The 22,019-nt window shown below is 41.3% G+C and carries 12 protein-coding genes; 7 read left to right on the top strand and 5 right to left on the bottom strand.

Features of this window, described 5'->3' with window-relative positions; translation table 11 throughout:
* Nucleotides 1–91 precede the first annotated feature (91 nt).
* On the top strand, nt 92–1,702 hold the full coding sequence (locus tag B9Y87_RS19650; protein WP_085500672.1) for a sulfatase family protein: 1,611 nt from the start codon (nt 92–94) through the stop codon (nt 1,700–1,702).
* 271 nt (nt 1,703–1,973) lie between these two features.
* Here B9Y87_RS19650 and B9Y87_RS19645 read toward each other — a convergent pair whose 3' ends face one another.
* The 4 genes from B9Y87_RS19645 to B9Y87_RS19630 form a co-directional block, all read right to left on the bottom strand.
* A complete protein-coding gene (locus tag B9Y87_RS19645) occupies nt 1,974–4,196 on the bottom strand; it encodes a xanthine dehydrogenase family protein molybdopterin-binding subunit (protein ID WP_085500671.1) in 2,223 nt (740 codons plus the stop codon).
* A 12-nt stretch (nt 4,197–4,208) separates the two neighbouring features.
* A complete protein-coding gene (locus B9Y87_RS19640; RefSeq protein ID WP_085500670.1) occupies nt 4,209–4,673 on the bottom strand; it encodes a (2Fe-2S)-binding protein in 465 nt (154 codons plus the stop codon).
* 227 nt (nt 4,674–4,900) lie between these two features.
* Nucleotides 4,901–6,361, bottom strand: a complete 1,461-nt coding sequence (locus B9Y87_RS19635) for a sulfatase (protein ID WP_217807553.1) — start codon at nt 6,359–6,361, stop codon at nt 4,901–4,903.
* 68 nt (nt 6,362–6,429) lie between these two features.
* On the bottom strand, nt 6,430–10,548 hold the full coding sequence (locus B9Y87_RS19630) for a hybrid sensor histidine kinase/response regulator transcription factor (protein WP_085500668.1): 4,119 nt from the start codon (nt 10,546–10,548) through the stop codon (nt 6,430–6,432).
* A 294-nt stretch (nt 10,549–10,842) separates the two neighbouring features.
* On the opposite strand from B9Y87_RS19630, the gene B9Y87_RS19625 reads away from it, so the two are divergent.
* From B9Y87_RS19625 to B9Y87_RS19600, 6 genes are all read left to right on the top strand, one after another.
* Nucleotides 10,843–13,890, top strand: coding sequence for a SusC/RagA family TonB-linked outer membrane protein (locus B9Y87_RS19625; protein ID WP_085500667.1), 3,048 nt, complete (start codon nt 10,843–10,845; stop codon nt 13,888–13,890).
* 11 nt (nt 13,891–13,901) lie between these two features.
* The gene (locus tag B9Y87_RS19620) at nt 13,902–15,461 is read left to right on the top strand and encodes a RagB/SusD family nutrient uptake outer membrane protein (RefSeq protein ID WP_085500666.1); all 1,560 of its coding nucleotides are present in this window, start codon (nt 13,902–13,904) and stop codon (nt 15,459–15,461) included.
* On the top strand, nt 15,448–17,019 hold the full coding sequence (locus B9Y87_RS19615; protein ID WP_217807552.1) for an arylsulfatase: 1,572 nt from the start codon (nt 15,448–15,450) through the stop codon (nt 17,017–17,019). The genes B9Y87_RS19620 and B9Y87_RS19615 overlap by 14 nt, the downstream gene beginning before the upstream one ends.
* 160 nt (nt 17,020–17,179) lie before the next feature.
* On the top strand, nt 17,180–18,724 hold the full coding sequence (locus B9Y87_RS19610; RefSeq protein ID WP_176225689.1) for a glycoside hydrolase: 1,545 nt from the start codon (nt 17,180–17,182) through the stop codon (nt 18,722–18,724).
* 48 nt (nt 18,725–18,772) lie between these two features.
* Entirely contained in the window at nt 18,773–20,890 is a 2,118-nt protein-coding gene (locus B9Y87_RS19605) for a sulfatase-like hydrolase/transferase (protein WP_085500664.1), read from the top strand.
* 36 nt (nt 20,891–20,926) lie between these two features.
* Nucleotides 20,927–21,172 (top strand): hypothetical protein, encoded by a 246-nt coding sequence (locus tag B9Y87_RS19600; RefSeq protein WP_139827295.1) that lies wholly within the window; start codon nt 20,927–20,929, stop codon nt 21,170–21,172.
* A 171-nt stretch (nt 21,173–21,343) separates the two neighbouring features.
* Here B9Y87_RS19600 and B9Y87_RS19595 read toward each other — a convergent pair whose 3' ends face one another.
* The gene (locus tag B9Y87_RS19595; protein WP_176225688.1) at nt 21,344–22,006 is read right to left on the bottom strand and encodes a DNA-binding response regulator; all 663 of its coding nucleotides are present in this window, start codon (nt 22,004–22,006) and stop codon (nt 21,344–21,346) included.
* Nucleotides 22,007–22,019 lie beyond the last annotated feature (13 nt).

The following is a 22,019-nucleotide window of genomic DNA, read 5'->3' as shown; positions in this document are numbered from 1 at the left end:
AGGGGCGGCTCATATTTATTTGAAGTTTATATATAAACCTTATATATTTAATGTTTCCTATAGTAGAAGCTTTAATAAACCATCCAATTATATGAAAGTATTACCATTATTTTCCCTTGTTGCTCTATGTCTAATATTAGGGTACAGTTGTGCCGAGAAAGAGGCGAAGAAGCCCCAAAAACCTAATTTTTTGTTTATCATGTCCGATGATCATGCTTATCAGGCCATTAGTGCTTATAGCGATCATCTGATCCAGACCCCTAATATAGATCGGTTGGCCAAGGAAGGGATGTTGTTCAGAAATGCCAGTGTTACCAATTCCATTTGCGCACCTTCACGAGCCACCATTCTTACAGGGAAACATACCCACATTAATGGGAAAATAGATAATCACAATCCTTTCGATACTACCCAGGTTACCTTTCCGCAAATCTTTCAGAAGGCGGGTTACCAAACGGCCATGTTTGGGAAGCTACATTTTGGGAACAATCCCAAGGGGGTGGACGATTTTATGATCTTACCAGGTCAAGGACATTATATCAACCCAGATTTTATCACCCAAAAGGGCGATACCACCATTACCGGTTATGTAACGGATATTATTACGGACATGAGTTTGGAATGGTTGGATAAAAAAAGAGATTCCGATAAGCCGTTCTTTTTAATGTATCTCCATAAGGCACCGCACAGACCATGGTGGCCAAGGGCGGATAAGTTTAAGGAATACACTCAAAAAACCTTTCCCTTGCCAGAAACTTTATTCGATGATTACTCCAATAGGGGTACTGCAGCCAAAACAGCCGAAATGAATCTTTTGTACCATATGCAGTATAGCCATGATAGCAAGATTTTTCCAGAAACATTGGAAGCTATGGGAGGAGTGGAGCCATTGGTAGAAGGTTCCCAAGCCGACGTTTACAACGAATTTAACCGTGGGAACGAGGAACAGAGAAATGAATACAAACCTATTCTGGACTCCATTAACCTCGATTTCAAGGAAAAATGGCCCAAGTTGACCGATAAGGAAAAAATGATCTGGAAATACCAGCGGTACATGCAGGACTATTTGGGAAGTATTTCCTCCGTTGATGATAATGTGGGACGGGTACTGGACTACCTGGACAACAATGGCCTGGCCGAAAATACCATAGTAGTCTATACCTCCGATCAAGGTTTTTATTTAGGGGAACATGGTTGGTTCGATAAGCGTTTTATTTACGATGAGTCCTTCAAAACGCCTTTGTTGATCCGTTGGCCAAATGAAATAAAACCGGGAACCACCGAGGAGGAAATGGTGCAGAACCTTGATTTTGCCCAGACCTTTTTGGAGGCTGCCCAAATCTCAGCACCGACAGATATGCAGGGAGAAAGCCTTATGCCGTTGCTAAAAGGGGACGGTGCCAAATGGAACCGCGAAGCTGTTTATTATCATTATTATGAATATCCCAGTGTGCATATGGTAAAACGCCACTATGGCATAGTGACCAAGGAATACAAACTTGCCCATTTCTATTACGATGTGGACGAATGGGAATTATATGATCGCAAGAAGGACCCCAAGGAAATGAACAATGTTTATGATGACCCAGCTTATGCAGAGATCGTGAAGGAGTTAAAGGGAAAACTGGCCGAACTTAGGGTAAAGTATAAGGATTCCAAGGAACTGGATGATAAGTATATTGAACAATCCAAGAAATATTAGAGCCCGCAATTTATGTTTCGGTTGCGCAATCTGTGTGATTTCTCCCTTCCGGTCGAAATGACGGGAGCAGTCACTTCGAAATGAGGGGCTTTCCGCACCGATTGGGAAGTTGCACAAGCAAGGTTATGGTGAAGCCATTCACTTTTGGGGTATAGAGAATTTATGCACTTAATATGTGTTTTGGTTGCCCTGGCTGTGTGATTTCTCCATCCTGGTCGAAATGACCTATTCCATGATAATTTGTATGGTTTTATTGGAGAACAGGATTGGCCTATGCCCTCAATATCTTATCTGGGGTAATCGGTAGATCAAATACACGTTTGTCACAAGCCTTATAAATGGCATTGGCAATTGCCGCAGGGGTTGGAGGCATAGGGACTTCTCCTACACCCTTGGCATCCTCTTCAGGGCGGTTGATAATGGCTATCTCCACTTCCGGGATTTCCGAAAATCGTAAAATGGGGTATTTTAAATAATCCGTGCCAGTGATTTCAGTGGTATTGAAAGACACCTGCTCCTTAAGGGTCCAACTGGCCGCCTGGATCAATCCACCTTCAATTTGATTCGTAATTCCATCCATATTGATCACTTCGCCTACATCTACCGCTGCCCACATTTTAATAAGCTCAATACTGCCCGTAACTTTGTCTACGGCAACTTTGGCGGCCATGGCTATATAGGCGTCCGTATTCTTGTACCTCATAAAGGCATAACCGACACCTTGATCATCGGCTATATTTTGGGAGGCGGTAAGTTCTTTTACCTTCTGGATAACCGCAATGGCCCTTTCGTCTTCCAAATGTTTTAGACGGAATTCCATAGGGTCTTGTCCTGCCTTTTCGGCCAAGCTATCCATAAGGGACTCCACGGCAAAGATATTCGTAAAGGATCCAAGGCTGCGCAAAGATGAGGTCCGCAACGGTCCGTAATAGTAATGCGCATTCACGGTCATGTTCGGAATACTGTAATATGGATCGGCATTTCTATGTCCGCCTCCCAAATATCCTCTCGATTTCATCTGATAAGGGGTTTCCAAATATCTGGCCGTTAATACGGTTCCTGCATCTTCGTTGGGGCGGGTGCTATGGGAGTCTGTCCACACTTCAGCTTTCCAAGAGTTTATATTTTTGTTTTCATCCAAGCCAGCTTCCAATTCCACAATCATGGCCGGACCAAAGGGGTCCCATGTATGTTCATCCTGCCTGGACCACTGTACCCGCACATGGGTGTTGGGGTATTCCAGGGCCAAAAGGGCGGCATCGGCAGCAGCGTCATCCGCAGTGCTATGTCCAAAACAACCGGCTCCGGGAACAGCAGTAATATGAATTTTTTCGGAGTCCAGGTTAAGCATGGTCGACAAGGCTTCCCTCATTGGATATATCCCCTGACTATGGGACCAGACATGCAATACTTCCCCGTCAAACATAGCTATTCCACAGGCTGGCCCCATGGAAGCATGTTTTATATAGGGTTTGGTATATCTTGCCTTAAGGGTGTCCATTTCTTTGGAAATTGCCGTTACATCACCTGCGCTTTTCACGGTTTCTGGTCCGGTGGCAACCTCCTTAATATGTGCATAGAGCTTACTATATTCGGGAAAGGGTATGGGAGTTGTCCATTCGGTATGATTCCTAAGGTATTTTTCCGCTTTAATTGCTTGGTGTTCCCTTTCGGTAATGACTGCTACAATACTGCCTTTTACTACCGTTTTAAGAACACCCGGAACCTCGTTTCTTAAGTCGGTATCATCTATGGACATGAGTTGTGAGGTATATCCTGGAGGTCGCACCACCCTGGCATGCACCATTCCTGGGAAGCGCAGATCTTGAATATAAATGGCCTGTCCACGTACCATGTCCCTAATATCCGTTCTAGGGATAGCTTTTCCTACATAGCGGTGTTCCTTCTTATTTTTAATGGGGACAGGAAGGCTTACTTCCTTTTCTATTTGTACACCTTCGAGGATTTCAGCAAAAGTGAGGGATTTGTTGTCCAGTTTCGACTTTACAATGCCACTGTACAATAGCAGGTCATCAATGGGTGTATTCAGTTTTTTACTTGCCAACCCCAATAATTCTTGCCTAGCGGTAGCAGCTGCATAACGTACGGACATGGCACTGTTCTGAATGGAGGCACTGGCCCCGGTATAGCCTTCATTAGGGGTGCGTCCGGTCTCTGCCAGCTGTACCTGCACCTTCTCCAGATCCATATCCAGCTCCTCCGCAGCAACTTGTTGGATAGCAGTGCGGATACCTTGGCCCAGTTCTACTTTTCCTGATAAAACCCTAATACTACCATCATCCAAAATTTCCAACCAAGCGTTGACCGTATTGGCGCGACCCATACTTCCTGGTAGCTTTCCGTCATAATCCACTCGGGCGGCCATTATGGGGTCTTCCACACCTGTGCAGGCTCCCAACAATGTGAAACCAACGCTGATATAACCCAAGTCTTTGAGAAATTTTCTTCTGGTTCTAAGTGGTTTGACTTTCATGGAGGGTTGGGATTACAGGTTTTTAGCCGCTGTCTTAATGGCTTGGATGATCCTGGGATGGGTACCGCAGCGACAGAGGTTGCCTTGCAGGGCATTTCTGATTTCCTTTTCATCAGGGTTTGCGTTGGTATTTAAAAGCCCAACTGCGGACATTATCATACCGTTGAGACAATAACCACATTGCGCAGCCTGTTCGTTTACAAATGCCTGCTGCACGGCATGTAGCCGGCCTTCAGTAGATTCAAGTCCTTCCAAGGTAGTTATTTCGGCATCCCCAATAGTGGATACCGGAAGCATACAACTGTTTGTAGGTTTGCCATTTACCAAAACGGCACAGCTTCCGCATTGGGAAAGTCCACAGCCAAATTTTGGACCATTAAGTTCTAGGTAATCCCTTAGAATATATAGCAAAGGCGTGTCGGCCTCGGTATCGATCTTGCTTTTGGAACCATTGATGTTGAGGTGGTAGGTGGGCATAGCAACGAGTTAAGCTTCTAAGATAATGAAATGCTTTTCTAATACAAATGGTCGGGCAATATTAGAAAGCAGGAATTATCTGATTTACGATTTTTTTGCCAAACCTCTGGAAATCCTCCTTCATAATGGCATTGATGGCATTTAGAGACCAAATTTTTGGCCTACCAATAATTTATTGAATAATCCCACCAAGTCGGGATTCCGCTCCATAAGATTAGTAAAAATCGTTATCTCACACTTTTTTCTTGAATCATTTTTTGTTCAAAAGCTGCGTCGTATTCATTGTTCTTTTGGCTTGGAACCAAGGCATTGGTTGCGTTGCGCCAATCCATCAGTTTTTTAAGGAGTTCCTGGGTTTTTTCTGGATTTTGTTCTGCAACATTATTTTCTTCACTAGGGTCAGATATTAAATTGTAAAGTTCCAATGCGCCGTCTTCAAAATATTCATGCAGTTTCCAGTCGCCCGAAATAATTACGGAACCTGGGCGAGTACGGAACAAGGGGTCACGGCTACCATCCTGTACGCCTTGGTATTCCTGAAGGTAGATAGGGAAGTGAAAGAAAAGGTCTCTCTCTGCCTTGGAACTGCCCTCGAATATAGGTCCTAAGTTAATACCGTCCAGTAGCGGAGCCTTTTTATCCGGGCTTGCAATATTTTGTAGGGTGGGATAAAAGTCCATATTATTTACACGGGCAGTAGAGCTAGAATTAGGTTTTATTTTTCCAGGCCATTTTATGAGTAAGGGCACACGGATTCCCCCTTCATAGTAAGAACCCTTCCCAGCACGTAAGGGGTTTTGTTCGGATATGGACCTAATTCCTCCATTATCCGAAGTAAAGATTACCAGGGTGTTTTTTTCCAGTCCGTTTGCTTTTAACGAAGATAGAAGTTTGCCCACATTTTCGTCCATGGAGGCCACCATAGCGGCATAGTCCGGTCTATCCTGACCATTGGAACCCTTTTTGGTCTTAAATTTATCAATGAGCTCCTCTTTTCCCATTATTGGGGTATGTACCGTATAGAAGGGAAGGTAAAGAAAAAAGGTGGTGTCCCTATATGTTTCAACAAAAGAGATGGCCTCATTGGTAATGCGGTCTGTTAAATATTCACCCTCCGGGCCATTGGTAATATGGTCTATTTTATAAGGAGAAAAGTACCCCCCTTTTCCAGGATTGCCCTTGGAGCTTCCACCAACATTAACATCTATCCCCTGTTTCTTTGGGTCATTGCCTACATGCCATTTTCCGAAACTTCCGGTAATATATCCGGCCGATTTTAGCATTTGTGGGAGGGTGTATATGGTGTCATTTAAGTGGTCCGTGTTTTGGATAGGGATAAGTTTTCGTGTCTTGGAATTTCCTCTGTCCGATGGGCTTACCGTATAAACACCATGTCGTGGAGTATTAAGTCCGGATAGTAGGCAGGCCCGACTGGGAGCACAATTTGCGGCACCGGCGTATGCATTGTAAAAAATCATACCCTCTTTGGCCAATGTGTCCAAATTTGGGGTTTCATAATACTCACTTCCCATAAATCCTAAATCTTTCCAGCCCAAATCATCTACATTTATAAGGACAATATTGGGAAGTGACTTATTTGGCAAACTTTCTTTGGGGGTTTTGCAGGACTGTAGGCAAGACATTATCGTTAAAACAATAGTGGCGAGGTATGGTCTGATGTGATTCATGTTTCTATGGTAATTTGGTATTGGATAGGGTCTAAGTTATGTTAAAATGCTTTAAACAGTGCCTTGCATTAAGGCACCAAGTCTTTTTTGTTTACTGTTTTATCTTTTGAAAATTGCCTTGCAAATTCTGTGGGACTTTTGCCGTACTGCTTACTGAAACATTTGCTAAAGTATTTTTGATTGCTGAACCCCGTCATATAGGCCACTTCTGAAATGTACATTTGGTTTTTCTTTAGGAGTTGGGCGGCTCTTTTTAAACGTATTTGTTTAATTAAGTTTACAGGAGTATCGTCCATAATGGCTTGCACCTTTCTATAAAGATTGGCCCTACTCATCCCCACTTCCGAAGCTAGAAACTCCACACTCAGTAAATTATCATCCATGGAGTCTTCTATAATTTGAACCAGCTTTTTAATAAACATTTCATCCAGGGAGTCCACTTCAATCTCTTGAGGTTCTGTAGTAATTATTTTACTGTACTTTTCTTTGAGTTCTTGTCGGGTTATAAGTGCGTTTTTTACTTTCCATTTTACAAATTCTAAGCTAAATGGTTTTTCAATATAATCCTCAGCTCCCAAACTCAGACACTTTATTTTTGTCTCTTCCGAGTTTTTGGCAGTTAGCATAAAAATGGGAATGGTATTTATGTCATTATTGTCTTTCACCCTTTTGAGCATGGATACACCATCTTCGATGGGCATAAGTATATCACATATGATCAATTGGGGTTTTTCTCTAAGAATGGTTTCGTAACCTTCTTGACCATTGGAGGCCTCAACTACATGGAAATCATCCTTTAATTCCTCTTTTACCATAAACCTCAAGTCATTATTGTCCTCAATCAACAATACCTTGGGTTTGTCTTTATCCTTTGAATCGGTTTGAGCATCGAATTCTGAGGAGACCTCCTCAATAACCTGAAATTCGGAATTATGGATAAAATTTCGGGTTAGGGGTTTGCCCGTATCTATTCTTTCTTTTTTATCGAAGGCATTTTTATGGATTGGTAGAAAAAAGGTAAATTCTGTAAATACACCTTCCTCACTTTCAACTATGATTTTGCCGTGATGTCTTTCCACAAGTTTTTGTACCAATTCCATGCCTATTCCCGTACCGGGAATCTGATTGCTATAAGTCTTGGTAGCTTGGTAATATCTATCAAAAATATGTGGTAGGTCTTTTTTGGGTATACCAATTCCGTTATCCCGAACGGAACATTTTATATACTCGCCCTTTTTTCTGTGTAGCCTTATAAAATCGTTGTCGTTCATATTTGCAACTTCCAGGGTCACGCTTATTTCCCCTTTTTTAAGGGTGTGTTTAAACGCATTGGAAAGTAGATTGAACAGTATTTTTTCCATGATGTCTACATCGTACCAACCCCTTATTTCTTCCTTGTTACAGTTAAAGTGGTATTTTATTTCGTAAATTCTTGCAAAATCGTTGAAGGCATTTTTTATGGTTCTTATGTCCCTTACAATATCATTTTTGGATATCCGCAATTTGAGTTTGCCCTCGTCAAATTTCCTAATATCCATGATTTGATTGATCAGCCTGTGCATTCGTAAGGTGTTGTTGTAGATGCGTTGGGAAGTCAACGGACTTAGAGTAAATTTCTTTTCTTTTACCACTTTTTCAATAGTTCCAAGAATTAAGGATAAAGGTGTGCGTAATTCATGGGAGATATCCGTGAAAAAAACCATTTTCATTCGGTTTATCTCATTATCTTTTTCTCGGCTTATGGTCTCGGCAACTAAATTTTTCTTTAAAGTATACCATCTTTGCACCAATAGAAAGGTAATGTAGATGCAAACGGCCAGAAGCACAGTGTAAATGAAGTACGCTAAATTACTTCTCCAGTAGGGAGGTGCAATCACAAAGCTGAGTTCGGTGGGGGTGGTATTCCAAACACCGTCACTGTTGGAACTTTTTACCTTAAAGGTGTATTTTCCAGGTGGCAGGTCATTGTAATTGGCATTTCTATTGGAAGCCTTGGTGTGATGCCAAAAATCATTGATGCCCTCCAATTTATAAGTATATTCATTTTTATTCGGTGCAGTAAAATCCAGAGAAGAAAATTCTATGGCGATGTTATTGCTGTTGTAGGGGAGTTCCAGTTTTTCTGAAGCCCCAATGATCTGTATTGGCAATGAAAAATTCTCGGATGGGGATTCTGTAGATTCATTGCCCAGGATATCAAATCTGGTGATAACGGTATTGGGAATAAGTTTTGATTTTTTGTAATTTTTGGTAGCAACGCTGTAAAATCCGCCGGGACAGCCAAAGTATATGGTCCCATCTTGGTCTTTTAAATAAGAGTTGAAGATAAAATGACTTTCCGCCAGTCCATCCTCCATTCCGAAATTCACGAATTTTTTTTCTGTAATATCAAATCTTGAAATTCCACCCTGTGTACTAAGCCATAAATTTCCGGAGTTGTCGGTTTCAATACTGGATACGGTGGTAGATAATAATCCCTGTTTTTTACCAAAGGATTGTACGGTTTTGGTTTCACTGTTGTAAAAATTTATACCGCCACCCCTTGTCCCGATCCAGAGGTTCCCGGGTTCCGTTTCCAACAAACACAAAATGGCATTGGAAGAAAGGCCATCTTTATCTTTAAGGTTGGGGTTAAATGTTTTTAATTCTTCATTAATCAGGTCTACCATAAATAGGCCATCGCCCCTAGTGCCGATCCATAGGTTCTGCTTTTTGTCCAAATGCATTACCGAAACATTCTTTCCCATTAATAGGGAAATAGTCTTTTGTTTAAATTTGGAAAGATTGGGCCCTGTCTGTACAATGTCTATTCCTCCACCCCATAGGCCGACCCATATTTCATTTTTGTTCAAGGGGATAATGTCTTTTATGCCTTTTGAAAAATGTTGCAGGGTATCTACCTCTAAGGTTTGGTTTTTTATTGTGTAATTATTGGATTTCAAAAGTGCTCTTCCAAATCCAATTAACAGCTCCTTGTTTTCATAATCTTTTTTTACTACCGTGTAGTTTTCTGTGGTACGTAGTAGGGGTTCATTGGTATTTAATCTCTTGTTGAATCTGTAAAGACCTTTTTGATTTATAGTCAAGAGGATCTCTCGGTTATTTTCCTTTAAAAAGGATTGAGGGAAAAAATTTGTCAAATTTTCGTCTATACCTGTATATTCGAAAATCGAAGTCCTTCCTATGTATTTATATACTCCTTTGTTGGAGGCAATCCATAGGTTGTTGTATCGGTCAAGTGTCAAGGAATTGATTCTGCTTTGGGATGATCCGTTCTGACTATTGGAATTATTTACGTTCTCAAAAGAATATGTATTGTTTTTCAGGGTTCCCTTGATTAAGCTGGATGGTGTTCCGATCCACAGGGTTGCAGATTCCTCTTCCTGGGCCAAGGCGGTATATGTAGGGACTACAGGGTTGGCATCGGGAAAATCGGTATAGGTTTTTAAGACCTCCAATTTATTATTGGCCTTTGCATAATCAAGAACAAATATACCCTCATCAGTGGTGGCAATAAAACTGTTGTTTTTTGTATGGATAAGGGTTTCGGTGTTTTTTAGAAATCCAGACTGGATTAATTTATTTTCCTTTCCCAAAAAAATTATGCCGTTTGGGGTGGCAAACCAAATACGGCCAAACTTGTCTTCAGCAAATTGATTGACTTGTTTGTCGTTGGCCCAAATGCTATTGTCTTGTGTATAATTAAATTCGGTTTGAAATTGGAGGTTTTCGGCCTTTTCATTGGGAATTATTTTTACGATTCCAGTGTTACGCAAATTGGCCCAAATAGTGCCATCCAAAGATTTCCCTAAAACTTTTGAGGTATTGTTTTTGTAAAAGCCTTTAAACCTGTTGGTTTGCCGATCATAGAAAATTAAGTAGCTTTCGCTTCCTATCCATAAATTTCCAAGATCATCCTCTACAATAGAATTTATACTATTGTTGGGGATGGAATTCTCATCAAATACATCGTATTGATTTTCTATTAGGGAATGTCCATCATATCTATATAGGCCACTATCCGTTCCCAACCATAGAAAACCTAAATGATCCTCAAAAACAATATTGGTCTTTTTGTTAAAGGGTACTCCGTCTATATTCAGTTTTTGTAGGATGGTGTTGTTTCCTTGAGCCATGCAGCCAAGGTGAATTAACAATGTAAACAGATATAAAGTTATGTACTTCATGGTTTGGAGCTGAAATCAGGTATTGGCCGGGTCTTTTAACCAAAGGGGTTTGGATAATACCATGATAATGTTAATAAATGTTAAAAATAGCTCGACTTACTGCGAAATAAGGAGGACTAATGTCAAATATTAAGGGTAAATATGTTGCAAAATAGGCTATCCAGGCCTTTAATTCAAGGAAATGCAACATTATTGCACCAAATTGGGATGTATAGGCCTAGGTCCCATTTTATATTTACACCATGTCGATTATTTTGGGATAATCGTATTAATTATTAACCAACATATACCAATATGAAATTAAAAAGTATTTTATTGTTACTACTGTTTTTCAGTATTGTATCGCTTCAAGCTCAGCAAATTATAAGCGGAACGGTCGTGGATGAAACAGGTCAGCCTCTTCCAGGGGTGAATGTTTTGGTCAAGGGGACTACTACAGGTGCTGTTGCGGATTTTGATGGAAATTATTCCATTGCCGCATCTGAAGGCGCTGTTTTGGAATTTAGGTATTTGGGCTTTATTGCTCAAAGTGTTCAGGTGGGAAAGTCTACTACTATTGATGTAGTGCTTCAGGAAGACGTTTCCCTTTTGGATGAGGTGGTGGTTATAGGTTATGGTACCTCCACCAAAAAGGATTTGGTGTCTTCCGTAGCTTCGATCAAATCCGATGTTCTGGAAAACCAGCCAGTGGCCAGGGTAGACCAGGCATTACAGGGTAGGGCTACCGGGGTGGAAGTTACATCCAACAATGGAACACCGGGTACCGGTGCTACCATTCGTATTAGAGGAAACAGTTCCATTAATGGAAACAATGATCCCCTTTACGTTGTGGATGGGTTTATTGCAGGTACCGGATTTAACCTTAATACTATTAATGTCAACGATATTGAATCTGTTGAGATATTAAAGGATGCTACCGCATTATCAATCTATGGAACTAGGGGAGCTTCGGGCGTTATTTTGATTACCACCAAAAATGGTAAAGGTATGGCACCAGGAAAACCTGTAATCGCAATCAATCATTACCAAAGTATTCAGGAGACGGCCAACCGTATCAATATTTTGGGCGGACGGGATTTTATCGATTATAAAAATGAATCGTATCAATTTGTACCTGGACCCGATGGTTTTGGGTTTACGGATACAACTTTGCCATTGGTATTGGATCCAGAGAATACTACGACAACCGATTGGTTGGATTTGGTGGAGCAACCAGGTTCTATTTCCAATACCGATTTGTCCATTACGGGGAATTCTGAAAATGCCAATTATTTTATATCTGGAAACTACTACAATCAAAAGGGACTGTTAAGAGGTTCTGGATTGGAAAGGGTAAACTTTAGAACCAATGTGGATGTAAAGGTTTCCGATAGGCTTAGGACCGGAATCCGGACAAACTTAACGCATTACAAAATTGAGAACAACAAAGTAGATTATGGCAATATTGTTTCCAGCGTATTGCCAATACGACCAGTTTATCTTGAAGATGGTAGTTTTTCTTTTGAGAATCCTATAAGTGCAGGTCTGGAGAGAAACCCGGAAGCGGATATACAACATAGAGTGGATCACGACTTGGTTACCCAAATCATAACGAATGCCTATGCCGAGTATGAATTGGCAAAAAACCTTTCTTTTAAATCTACTTTTGGTGCACAGTTAAACTATGTTAAGCAGAACAATTATTTGCCAGGGATCTTGCCTGAACGTGTTAATGGTGGTTTTGGTAGGATCAATACCAATTTTTCCAAGAGTTTATTGAATGAGAATACCTTAAATTATGACGTGGATTTGGGGAACCATTCCTTAAAAATATTGGGAGGTTTTACCTGGCAGAAAGATAATAACGAAAGTACGTTTGCCGAAGCCGATAATTTTCCCAATGACGTAGTTTCGTTTAATAACTTGGCATTAGGTGATTCAGAAACAGCACTGGTTGGTTCTGGATATGGACAACGAACCCTGACTTCTTTCTTGGGTCGTGTCAATTATGGTTACAAAAGCAAATACTTGCTTACCCTTGTAGGACGTTATGACGGGTCCTCTGTATTTGAGACAGGTAATAAATATGCCTTTTTCCCTTCTGTGGGTGCAGCTTGGAACGTTGATGAGGAAGAGTTTATGATGGATTCCAACCTGATCAATAGGTTTAAAATAAGAGGTAGTTATGGTATTGTGGGGGAACAAGGTGTTGCGGCTTACAATTCTATAGCCACTTATGCCAATACAACTACTGTCTTTAATGGTTCTCAGGTAAATGGAGTACTTGTTGGACAAGTGCCCAGTAGTGGTTTAACCTGGGAGACAACCAAGCAAATGGACATAGGTTTGGAGCTTGGATTTTTGAACAATAGGATTTCCTTTGAGGCCGATTATTATAAAAAGACAACAGATGACCTACTATTATCCGTAGCCCTATCTGGTCAGGTAGGAGCCAATTCAACTACCCAATTACAGAATTTGGGATCTGTAGAGAACAGGGGCTTCGAATTTGGCCTCAATACCATAAACGTACAGAACGATAATTTTACTTGGGAGTCCAATCTTAGTATATCTTCCAACAAGAGTGAGATATTGGAGTTGGATAATCAGGAATATATTTCATTGCAATCTACAGGAAATCAAGGAGGTAACTCTGCTAGGTTGATTGTAGGGGAAGCATTGCCGACATTTGTAGGGGCTAAATACCTAGGTACCTATAAAACTGCTGATGAGATTATTGCCGATGGAAGGCAAGGTAGATCATTTATCGGAGGTCCAAGATATGAAGACGTTAATGGTGATACCAATATTAATGATGAAGACTTTCAGGTACTTGGTAGTCCAATACCGGATTTTTACGGAGGATTTAGAAACACCTTTACCTACAAAAACCTTTCCTTGGATGTGTTTTTCCATGGTAGCTATGGTGCCGAAATTTGGAATGTAAGAACACAGACGGCTTACTATGGTAGGGGAGAACAAAATGTAGACCCTATCGTTTTGCAACGTTGGATAGCAGGTGTAAATGAGACTTCCGATATACCAAGGGCAGGACCATCCAACAGTCTATTTAATGTTAATAGTGATTTGAACATAGAGGATGGTTCTTATTTGAGATTGAAAACGATGACCTTAAATTATAATATTCCTATGGAGGCAAAAGGGCTCGGAAATGTATTTAGCGCAATGAATGTCTATGTTACCGGTACGAATCTTTTCCTTTGGTCAGACTTTACATTGGGAGATCCAGAAGTAAATGCCTTTACTGCGGGTAGCGGACTTGGTTCTGTTTCCCAAGGTTTTGCTTCGGGTCAATATCCATATGCTAAGTCAATAACCCTAGGTGTAAAACTAGAATTTTAAAAAATACAGATATGAAAACTATAATAACGAGCAAATTTTTAATGCTACTTATGGGCTTATTGGTTTTGAGCTCATGTGACAAGTTTTTGGAAGAGGATTTAAGGGACGAGATTACGCCAGAATCTTTTTTTACCAATGACAAGGAAGCAGAACTTGCTGTAAACGGTGTCTACAGGTTGTTTCATAACAACAACCTTTACGCGCAACGTGGATTGGACAATTATTACACTAGTGGTGCCGACATACAGGCGGCCAGTAGAAATGTGAACAATGAGATACACAATTATCTTATTCAAGAAGGTACGGCGGATGGCAATGGTACCTGGATTTACCTCTATCGTGTAGTAAATAATACTACCGAGTTTATCTCCAATATTGAAGGTAATGAAAGTTTATCGCAAGAAGCCAGGGATCAAAGAGTGGGAGAGCTTTTGTTTTTAAGGGCATTGGCCTATTATCATTTGACCAACCTTTGGGGCGACGTTCCTTTTTATACCGAGCAATTGCCGGTACCAGAAAGGTCCATACTAGGGAGAACGCCAAAAGCGGAAATAAGAAGCGCTATGAAAACAGATTTGGCAAAGGCCTTTGATTTGTTGCCAACTTCCTATTCCGGCAGTAATTTGGGTAGGGCTACTAAATGGGCCGCAGCAACTCTTAAGGCCAAGTATCATCTTTTTGATAAAGAGTGGGGATTGGCGAAGATTGAATGTGATAAGGTAATAGATGAAAGTCCACATAGGCTCTTGGATGATTATGCCGATGTATTCGATCAATCAGATCCAAGTAACCAATACAATGATGAATATATTTTTGTAATCGATTTTGAGGCAGATTTAGTAGGTGAATTATCTACTACAAGAACAGATGATTACAACCCACGTATCAGGGACGAACCTGCAAACCGTAATAAGGATACCGTGGTAAATGGGGTTTCCGGTTCCAAGGTTAATATATTTCAAGGCCTTTTGCGCGAACGAAATGAAGATATGACCGGTTATGGTTGGTCAGTGCCTTTGCCAGAATTTGCCTTAAGGGAAAATTGGCAGGATGGGGATTTACGCTATGATGCTACCATCGTTACAGAGTATTTGGGATGGAAATTATCTTTCCCATACTTCCGTAAAAATTGGAATTTGGACCAGGAAAATTCATTACGAGGCAATCATCCTGAAAACTATATCGTATTTCGTTTAGCTGACGTTTATCTTATGGCAGCTGAGGCTGAAAACGAAGCCAATGGCCCGGGCAATGCCTATGCCTATGTTAATAAGGTAAGGGAGCGCGCTTTTGAGCCAGATCAGCCTTGGAGTGGTATGTCCCAAGTTCAATTTAGGGAAGCCATGTACGAGGAACGAAAATTTGAGCTTAGTGCAGAAGGACATCGCCGAATGGATCTTATTCGTTGGGGTATTCTGTTGGACAGGGTAAAGACGGTTCAACATAGAGCTTGGAACAATCCTGCTGCCAACATACAGCCTTACCATGTTTTATTACCTATTCCACAGAATCAGTTGGAATTGAATCCAAATTTATTGGAGTCGGACCCTACCAATAATGGGTATAGATAGTGCCAAAATTAAGTTATTGCCATGGGGCGCATTTAAGCTGTCCCATGGCATTTATGATACCATTTCAATGATGAGACAGTCTTCTTATTTCGTTATATTTTTATTATTGATTATTGGCTTGTCCTCATGTAAAAACAAGGGGCAGCAAACAACGTCCACCAAAACTGACAATGCTCAGGAAAATACTGCCAAACCCAATATTATTTACATATTGGCCGATGATTTGGGTTATGGGGATCTAAGCGCCTATGGGCAGCAGAAGTTTACAACGCCCAACATAGATAAGTTGGCTAGCCAGGGAATGCTGTTTACCGAACATTATTCGGGTAGTACGGTATGTGCCCCATCTAGATCGGCCTTGTTGACAGGGATGCACACCGGCCATACCTTTGTGCGTGGTAACAAGGAAATACAACCAGAGGGACAATATCCCATTCCAGATAATACCTATACATTGGCGGAAGCCCTGAAGAAAGCGGGTTATGCTACTGGGGTCTTTGGTAAATGGGGCCTTGGTTACCCAGGTTCGGAAGGCGATCCTTTAAACCAAGGTTTCGATACTTTTTTTGGGTACAATTGCCAACGTTTGGGACATAATTACTACCCTCGCCATTTGTGGGCCAATAACGATTCCTTAGTGTTGGAGGAAAATTCAGGGAAGCAAAAAGGGATTTATGCTCCCCAGCTTATCCATGAGAAAACGTTGGATTTTATTGAATTCAATAAGGACAATCCATTTTTTCTCTATGTGGCATCTATTATCCCCCATGCAGAACTTGTAGCTCCAGAGGAAATAATGCAAAAATACAGAGGTAAATTCCCTCCTGAAAAGGCCTATAAGGGTGTGGATGATGGGCCTGAATATAGAAATGGACCCTATGAATCACAGAAGGAAACCCACGCCGCCTTTGTGTCCATGATCCATATACTGGATAACCAAGTTGGTGAGATTATGGCCAAATTGGAAAAGTTGGGCATAGCGGACAATACCATAGTAATGTTTACTTCAGACAACGGTCCACATACCGAAGGTGGTGCCGACCCGGATTATTTTAATAGTAATGGTCCACTTAAAGGTACCAAGCGGGATCTCTATGAAGGAGGAATCAGGGTTCCGCTAATTGTTAAATGGCCTGGATATGTTAAACCAAATACCAGAACAGATCATGTTTCTGCATTTTGGGACGTATTTCCCACATTTGCAAGTATTGCCGATATGGAAGTGCCCTCTTCCTTAGACGGTGTTTCCTTTTTACCTACTCTGTTGGGAGAGGAAAAAGAGCAAAAGAAACACGAATATTTGTATTGGGAGTTTCATGAGAAAGGTGGCAGACAAGCCATTAGAAAAGGCAATTGGAAAGCCGTAAAATATAATGTTTTTGCATCCACCGAAGACCAGATGGAACTCTATGATCTTGATACCGATATAGGGGAAGAGAATAATATAGCCAAGGAATACCCGGAAATTATAGAGGAAATGAAATTGCTTTTCAAGGAGGCAAGGACACCTTCCGACGTATTCACTTTTGATCAGGGTACCTATTTGAGTGTAGAATAAAAAATTGTTAGTAGTTAGATTAGTTTAGTTTTTAAAGAGCCCTATCATTACGTATAGGGTTCTTTTTATTAATTTGTTTCATCAATGATGACTGACATTCTAAGTGTTGATGAAGATTAAAAACAATTTACCCCTACTATAAAATCTGTAAATGGCTGCGATGAAAAATTGGATAAAATTATACTTCATTTGGTGCGCCTTTAATTGGGCGGGAGCACAAGAAAATCCTACAATAGAGGTTTACATAAATAAGAATACCCATTTCCAGACCATTCATAATTTTGCAGCCTCCGATGCTTGGGCTGCCCAGTTTACGGGCTTATGGCCCATTGAAAAAAAGCAAGCAATGTCCGAGTGGTTGTTTAGTTTGGACAGCAATACGGATGGATCACCTCGGGGAATCGGCCTATCGGCTTGGCGATTTAATATTGGGGCAGGAAGTATGGCCCAAGGTGAAGAAAGTGGTATTAAGGATCCTTGGAGGAGGGCCGAAGGCTTTTTACAGGATAATGGGAATTATGATTGGCAAAAACAAGCAGGACAACAGTGGTTTCTGCAGGCCGCAAAGGCGAATGGGGTGAATCAATTCATAGCGTTTGTAAATAGTCCGCCCATACAATTGACCAGAAACAACAAGGCACATTCAGACTATGGATTGGCGGCCAATGTATCCCAGGACAAGTATGTGGATTATGCCAACTTTCTTGCGAGGGTATTACGACATTTTAAGGATAGTTTAGCCATCGATTTCGATTATATAAGTCCGTTCAATGAACCTCAATGGGAGTGGAAAGGCGGACAGGAAGGTTCTCCTTGGAACAACGACGAATTGGCCAATGCCACTAGGGTAATCGATTCGGTATTTAATCAATATAAAATAGATTCCAAAATTGAAATTACGGAAGCCGGTCAAATAGACTATTTAACCGGGGAGAAAGAAAAACATCTTAACAGGAGCAATCAGATTGCATCGTTCTTTGATCCTGAAAATCCGAATTATTTGGGGAATCTAAAATCCTTGGCGCCAAAGATTGCGGCACATAGTTATTTTACTACCTGGGATATTTCAAAACTTAAAAAGGAAAGGGAACGAATAGCTCAAAAATTAGTGGAATACCCTTCCTTGGAATATTGGATGAGCGAATATTGTATTTTGGAGAACAATGAGGAGATTAAGGGAAAAGGTAGGGATTTTGGAATGCCTACGGCATTATATGTAGCCCGTCTTATACATGCCGATCTTACTATTGCCAATGCCAGTGCATGGCATTGGTGGTTGGCCATGAGCCCATACGACTTTAAGGACGGACTAATCTATATTGACAAGGAGACAAGTGACGGGGATTTTTATGGCTCCAAATTGCTATGGGCCTTGGGTAATTATTCCAGATTTATCAGGCCGGGGGCCAAAAGGGTGTCAGTTACCTATGATGCCTATAATACAGAGGAAAACTTAAGGGACGGGGTGCTGCTATCCGCCTATAAAAATACCGATGATAGTTTGGTGCTGGTGGCAATAAATCAAAGTGATGCCGTAACGGATATAAAATTGAACGTGGCCTTACCACCCAATACCAAAATGGAGAGGTATGTTACCAGTGAATCTTACAATCTTAGTAAAATGCCCAACGTTCAATTTGGTAAAGGTAAAATACAGGTCCTGGGTAAATCGCTCACCACATTTGTTTTTAATAAAGCAGATTAATGCTAATTTGCCCGAACCATTTTCAATCATTTAAGAAAAAATCGCTTTATGCTTTATAGAACTACGATTACAAAAATTATGCTCGCCCTAATGATGATTGTGGGCACAACTACAGTAATGGCCCAAGGGAATGAAAAGGAGGAGGGTAATAGGAAACATAAAAAGCCCAATATTATTTTTATACTCACAGATGATTTGGGTTACGGGGATTTGGGGGTACTGTTTCAGAATATGAGGGCCCAGGAAAAGGGAGCAGCCCATCCACGTGAGTATACGCCCAATTTGGATAGAATGGCGGAAGAGGGTGCGTTGATGACACAGCATTATTCCGCAGCCCCGGTGTGTGCCCCTTCCAGAGCTTCACTTTTATTGGGGCGGAGTCAGGGTCACGCCAATATACGGGACAATCAGTTTGACAAGGCCTTGGACAACAACCATACTCTAGGGTCCGTATTGCAGACCGCGGGCTATACCACTGCTGCCATTGGGAAATGGGGCTTACAGGGCAAAGGTGGTAAGGCACCCAATTGGACGGCACATCCCCTTAATCGCGGTTTCGATTATTATTTGGGCTATATACGCCATGGTGATGGCCATGAACACTATCCTAAAGAAGGTATTTATAGAGGCAGGAAGGAAGTGTATGAAAACAGGGTCAATATAGCCGAAGACCTTGATAAGTGTTATACGACCGATTTATTTACGGCAGCTGCCAAGAAATGGATCGTAGACTTTAAAAAGGGAGAGGAAGGTGAAAAACCCTTTTTTATGTATCTGGCCTATGATACCCCCCATGCCGTTCTTGAACTCCCAACCCAGGCCTATCCGGTAGGTGGTGGATTAAATGGCGGACTTCAATGGTTGGGGGAGCCGGGAAAAATGATCAACACGGCTTCGGGAGTAGTGGATTCATGGATGCATCCGGATTATGCCAATGCAACCTATGACCATGATGGGGATCCGGTAACTGCCCAATTGTCTTGGCCAGAGGTGTATAAACGATATGCTACGGATACTAGGCGTATAGATGATGCCGTGGGCGATATCCTTCAGTTGCTCAAGGATTTGAAAATTGATGAAAATACCATAGTAGTGTTTACTTCGGACAATGGTCCTTCCAAGGAATCCTATTTGGCCAACGAACCTATAGACCCTACTTTTTTCAAAAGTTTTGGTCCCTTTGATGGTATAAAGCGCGATTGTTTGGAGGGAGGAGTGCGTATGCCAACATTGGCACTGTGGCCAGGGCATATTCCGGCAGGAAATAAGATTGAAACACCTAGTATATCCTATGATTGGATGCCCACTTTTACTCAAATGGCCGGACTTCCTGCCCCTGCCATTACGGACGGGGTCTCACTATTGCCTTCCTTGCTTGGAAAAGGAACACAGCCGGAAAGCAATATTTATATAGAATATTTTCAAGCAGGAAAGACACCGGACTATGACGATTTTATACCAGAACATCAAGGACGTGCCCGTAATCAAATGCAGTTGGTGCGCTTTGGAAATTATGTTGGCCTCCGATACGATATCAAATCGCATAACGATCATTTTGAAATTTATGATGTTTTACAGGATCCACAACAGACCCACAACTTGGCAGATGATCCAAAACTGGCCACATTACAACAAAATATGAAGGATAAGGTTCTAGGGTCTCGAATTCCAAATACTACGGCATTAAGGCCCTATGATGATGTTCTTGTCCCTGCCGTGGACGAGTTGGAAACGAAAAACGGCATTTCATGGAAATCCTTTAAGGGCGAATTTCCATGGGTACCGGAAGTGGCAACCCTTGCCCAGTATGAAGCAGGTGTTGTTGACCAGTTGAATGGTACTGTAAATAGCGGTAATGATTCTGGAGCCATGTTCTTTGAGGGGTATATTCGTGTTCCGTTGGACGGTAACTATACTTTTTACCTATCGGCCAATTCAGCGGCATTTCTTAGGATCCATGATGCAGCAGTAGTTGATGCCGATTATGGGTATTTTCAAAACTCGCCCAAAAGTGGAAGCATTAAACTAAAAGCCGGACTTCATCCTTATAGGATTTACTATAAAAGCCCTAGGAAGGGAAAATCATCCCTGGAATTGGAATGGAGCGGTCCAAGTCTGGAAAGGGAGATTATTCCGGCTAACGCGTTTTTTAAGCCTAGAAATTAGCCTAAGAGTCTTGCATAGATACTACTGCCCTACTATTTGAGGAAGGGTAACAATGGTATTGGCCAGATGTACGCTTCCAACGGGAAGTCGGTCATTAGGGCCAACATTCCTTGGTATAATGCCTTGGACGTTCCGGGGACAAATCAAATGAAACATCTTAGAACCTTAGTAGAGGTACCTTCCTTTTCAAGGTGGATATCTAAGTCTGAACTGATCCTAAATGGCATGGAGGTGAAGGGAGAACCCATAAGGTTGGAACTGGCAACCGATAATTTGTTCTAATGCTTTTATATTTCAAGAACAAAGACGGCCACAACAGATTTTTCATGATGTTGACTTCGTTCACCTAAAGCTGACCTTTTGTGTACAGGACCTTTCAAATCGATAGATTAAACGTTTTTTGCGTCCAAAAGACTTGAAAACCCAATGGGTTAAATAAAAATGGGAACAATACTAAATAATCCCCATACTCGTAGCTATATATACTAGTTGCGTGGTGTTGGAGGCGTCAAAATAATCCTTTAACTTGCTAATGTTGGCTTCTACCGATCGTATACTGTTGGGGGATATTCCTTTTTCCTTTAATAAGGCGCTTATTTCATTTTGTTTGTGGCCTTGGGCCAAGTACAAGAGCAGCTGTTGTTCATATCCATCCAATTCCAGGACGTTTTTACGCTGTAAAACGGCTGTGGCTATGGGGCAGGTATATGTTTTGTTTTGGGATACAGCTTCAATACTATTTTTTAGTTCTTTTAGGCCATTCAATCCCTTGCATACATAACCCTCAATTTTTTGATTCTCCAATAAGGATTTTATGGTGCTGTGGTTGTCCTCCACGGAAAAAACAACCACCTTTATTTCGGGTTGGACCGCTTTTATGGCGGCTATGAGTTCTTGGCCGTTTTGTAGGTGTTTTTTGTCCCTGGGATTATCGAAAGACAGGTCGGTTATCAAAATTTGGAACGGATTCCCGTCCAACAAAGCCCTTTTTAATTTTAGTAAGGCTTCATCACAGTATTGTGAATGCCCAATTTGAGTATATCCCAATCCTTGAAGCATGGTAATAACTCCCAGATTATTGCTGTCTATGTCCTCTGAAACAAATATCCTATTCAATTGCATATATATC

This window comes from Arenibacter troitsensis (assembly GCF_900177645.1).
In the GTDB taxonomy this organism is placed as follows: Bacteria; Bacteroidota; Bacteroidia; order Flavobacteriales; family Flavobacteriaceae; genus Arenibacter; species Arenibacter troitsensis.
This window is presented reverse-complemented; position numbering and strand designations above follow the sequence as displayed.

What these genes read in the sequence shown, in the direction of transcription:
- B9Y87_RS19650 (WP_085500672.1), top strand. Translation starts at nt 92, where the DNA reads ATGAAAGTATTACCATTATTTTCCCTTGTTGCTCTATGTCTAATATTA.
- B9Y87_RS19645 (WP_085500671.1), bottom strand. Translation starts at nt 4,196, where the DNA reads ATGAAAGTCAAACCACTTAGAACCAGAAGAAAATTTCTCAAAGACTTG.
- B9Y87_RS19640 (WP_085500670.1), bottom strand. Translation starts at nt 4,673, where the DNA reads ATGCCCACCTACCACCTCAACATCAATGGTTCCAAAAGCAAGATCGAT.
- B9Y87_RS19635 (WP_217807553.1), bottom strand. Translation starts at nt 6,361, where the DNA reads ATGAATCACATCAGACCATACCTCGCCACTATTGTTTTAACGATAATG.
- B9Y87_RS19630 (WP_085500668.1), bottom strand. Translation starts at nt 10,548, where the DNA reads ATGAAGTACATAACTTTATATCTGTTTACATTGTTAATTCACCTTGGC.
- B9Y87_RS19625 (WP_085500667.1), top strand. Translation starts at nt 10,843, where the DNA reads ATGAAATTAAAAAGTATTTTATTGTTACTACTGTTTTTCAGTATTGTA.
- B9Y87_RS19620 (WP_085500666.1), top strand. Translation starts at nt 13,902, where the DNA reads ATGAAAACTATAATAACGAGCAAATTTTTAATGCTACTTATGGGCTTA.
- B9Y87_RS19615 (WP_217807552.1), top strand. Translation starts at nt 15,448, where the DNA reads ATGGGTATAGATAGTGCCAAAATTAAGTTATTGCCATGGGGCGCATTT.
- B9Y87_RS19610 (WP_176225689.1), top strand. Translation starts at nt 17,180, where the DNA reads ATGAAAAATTGGATAAAATTATACTTCATTTGGTGCGCCTTTAATTGG.
- B9Y87_RS19605 (WP_085500664.1), top strand. Translation starts at nt 18,773, where the DNA reads ATGCTTTATAGAACTACGATTACAAAAATTATGCTCGCCCTAATGATG.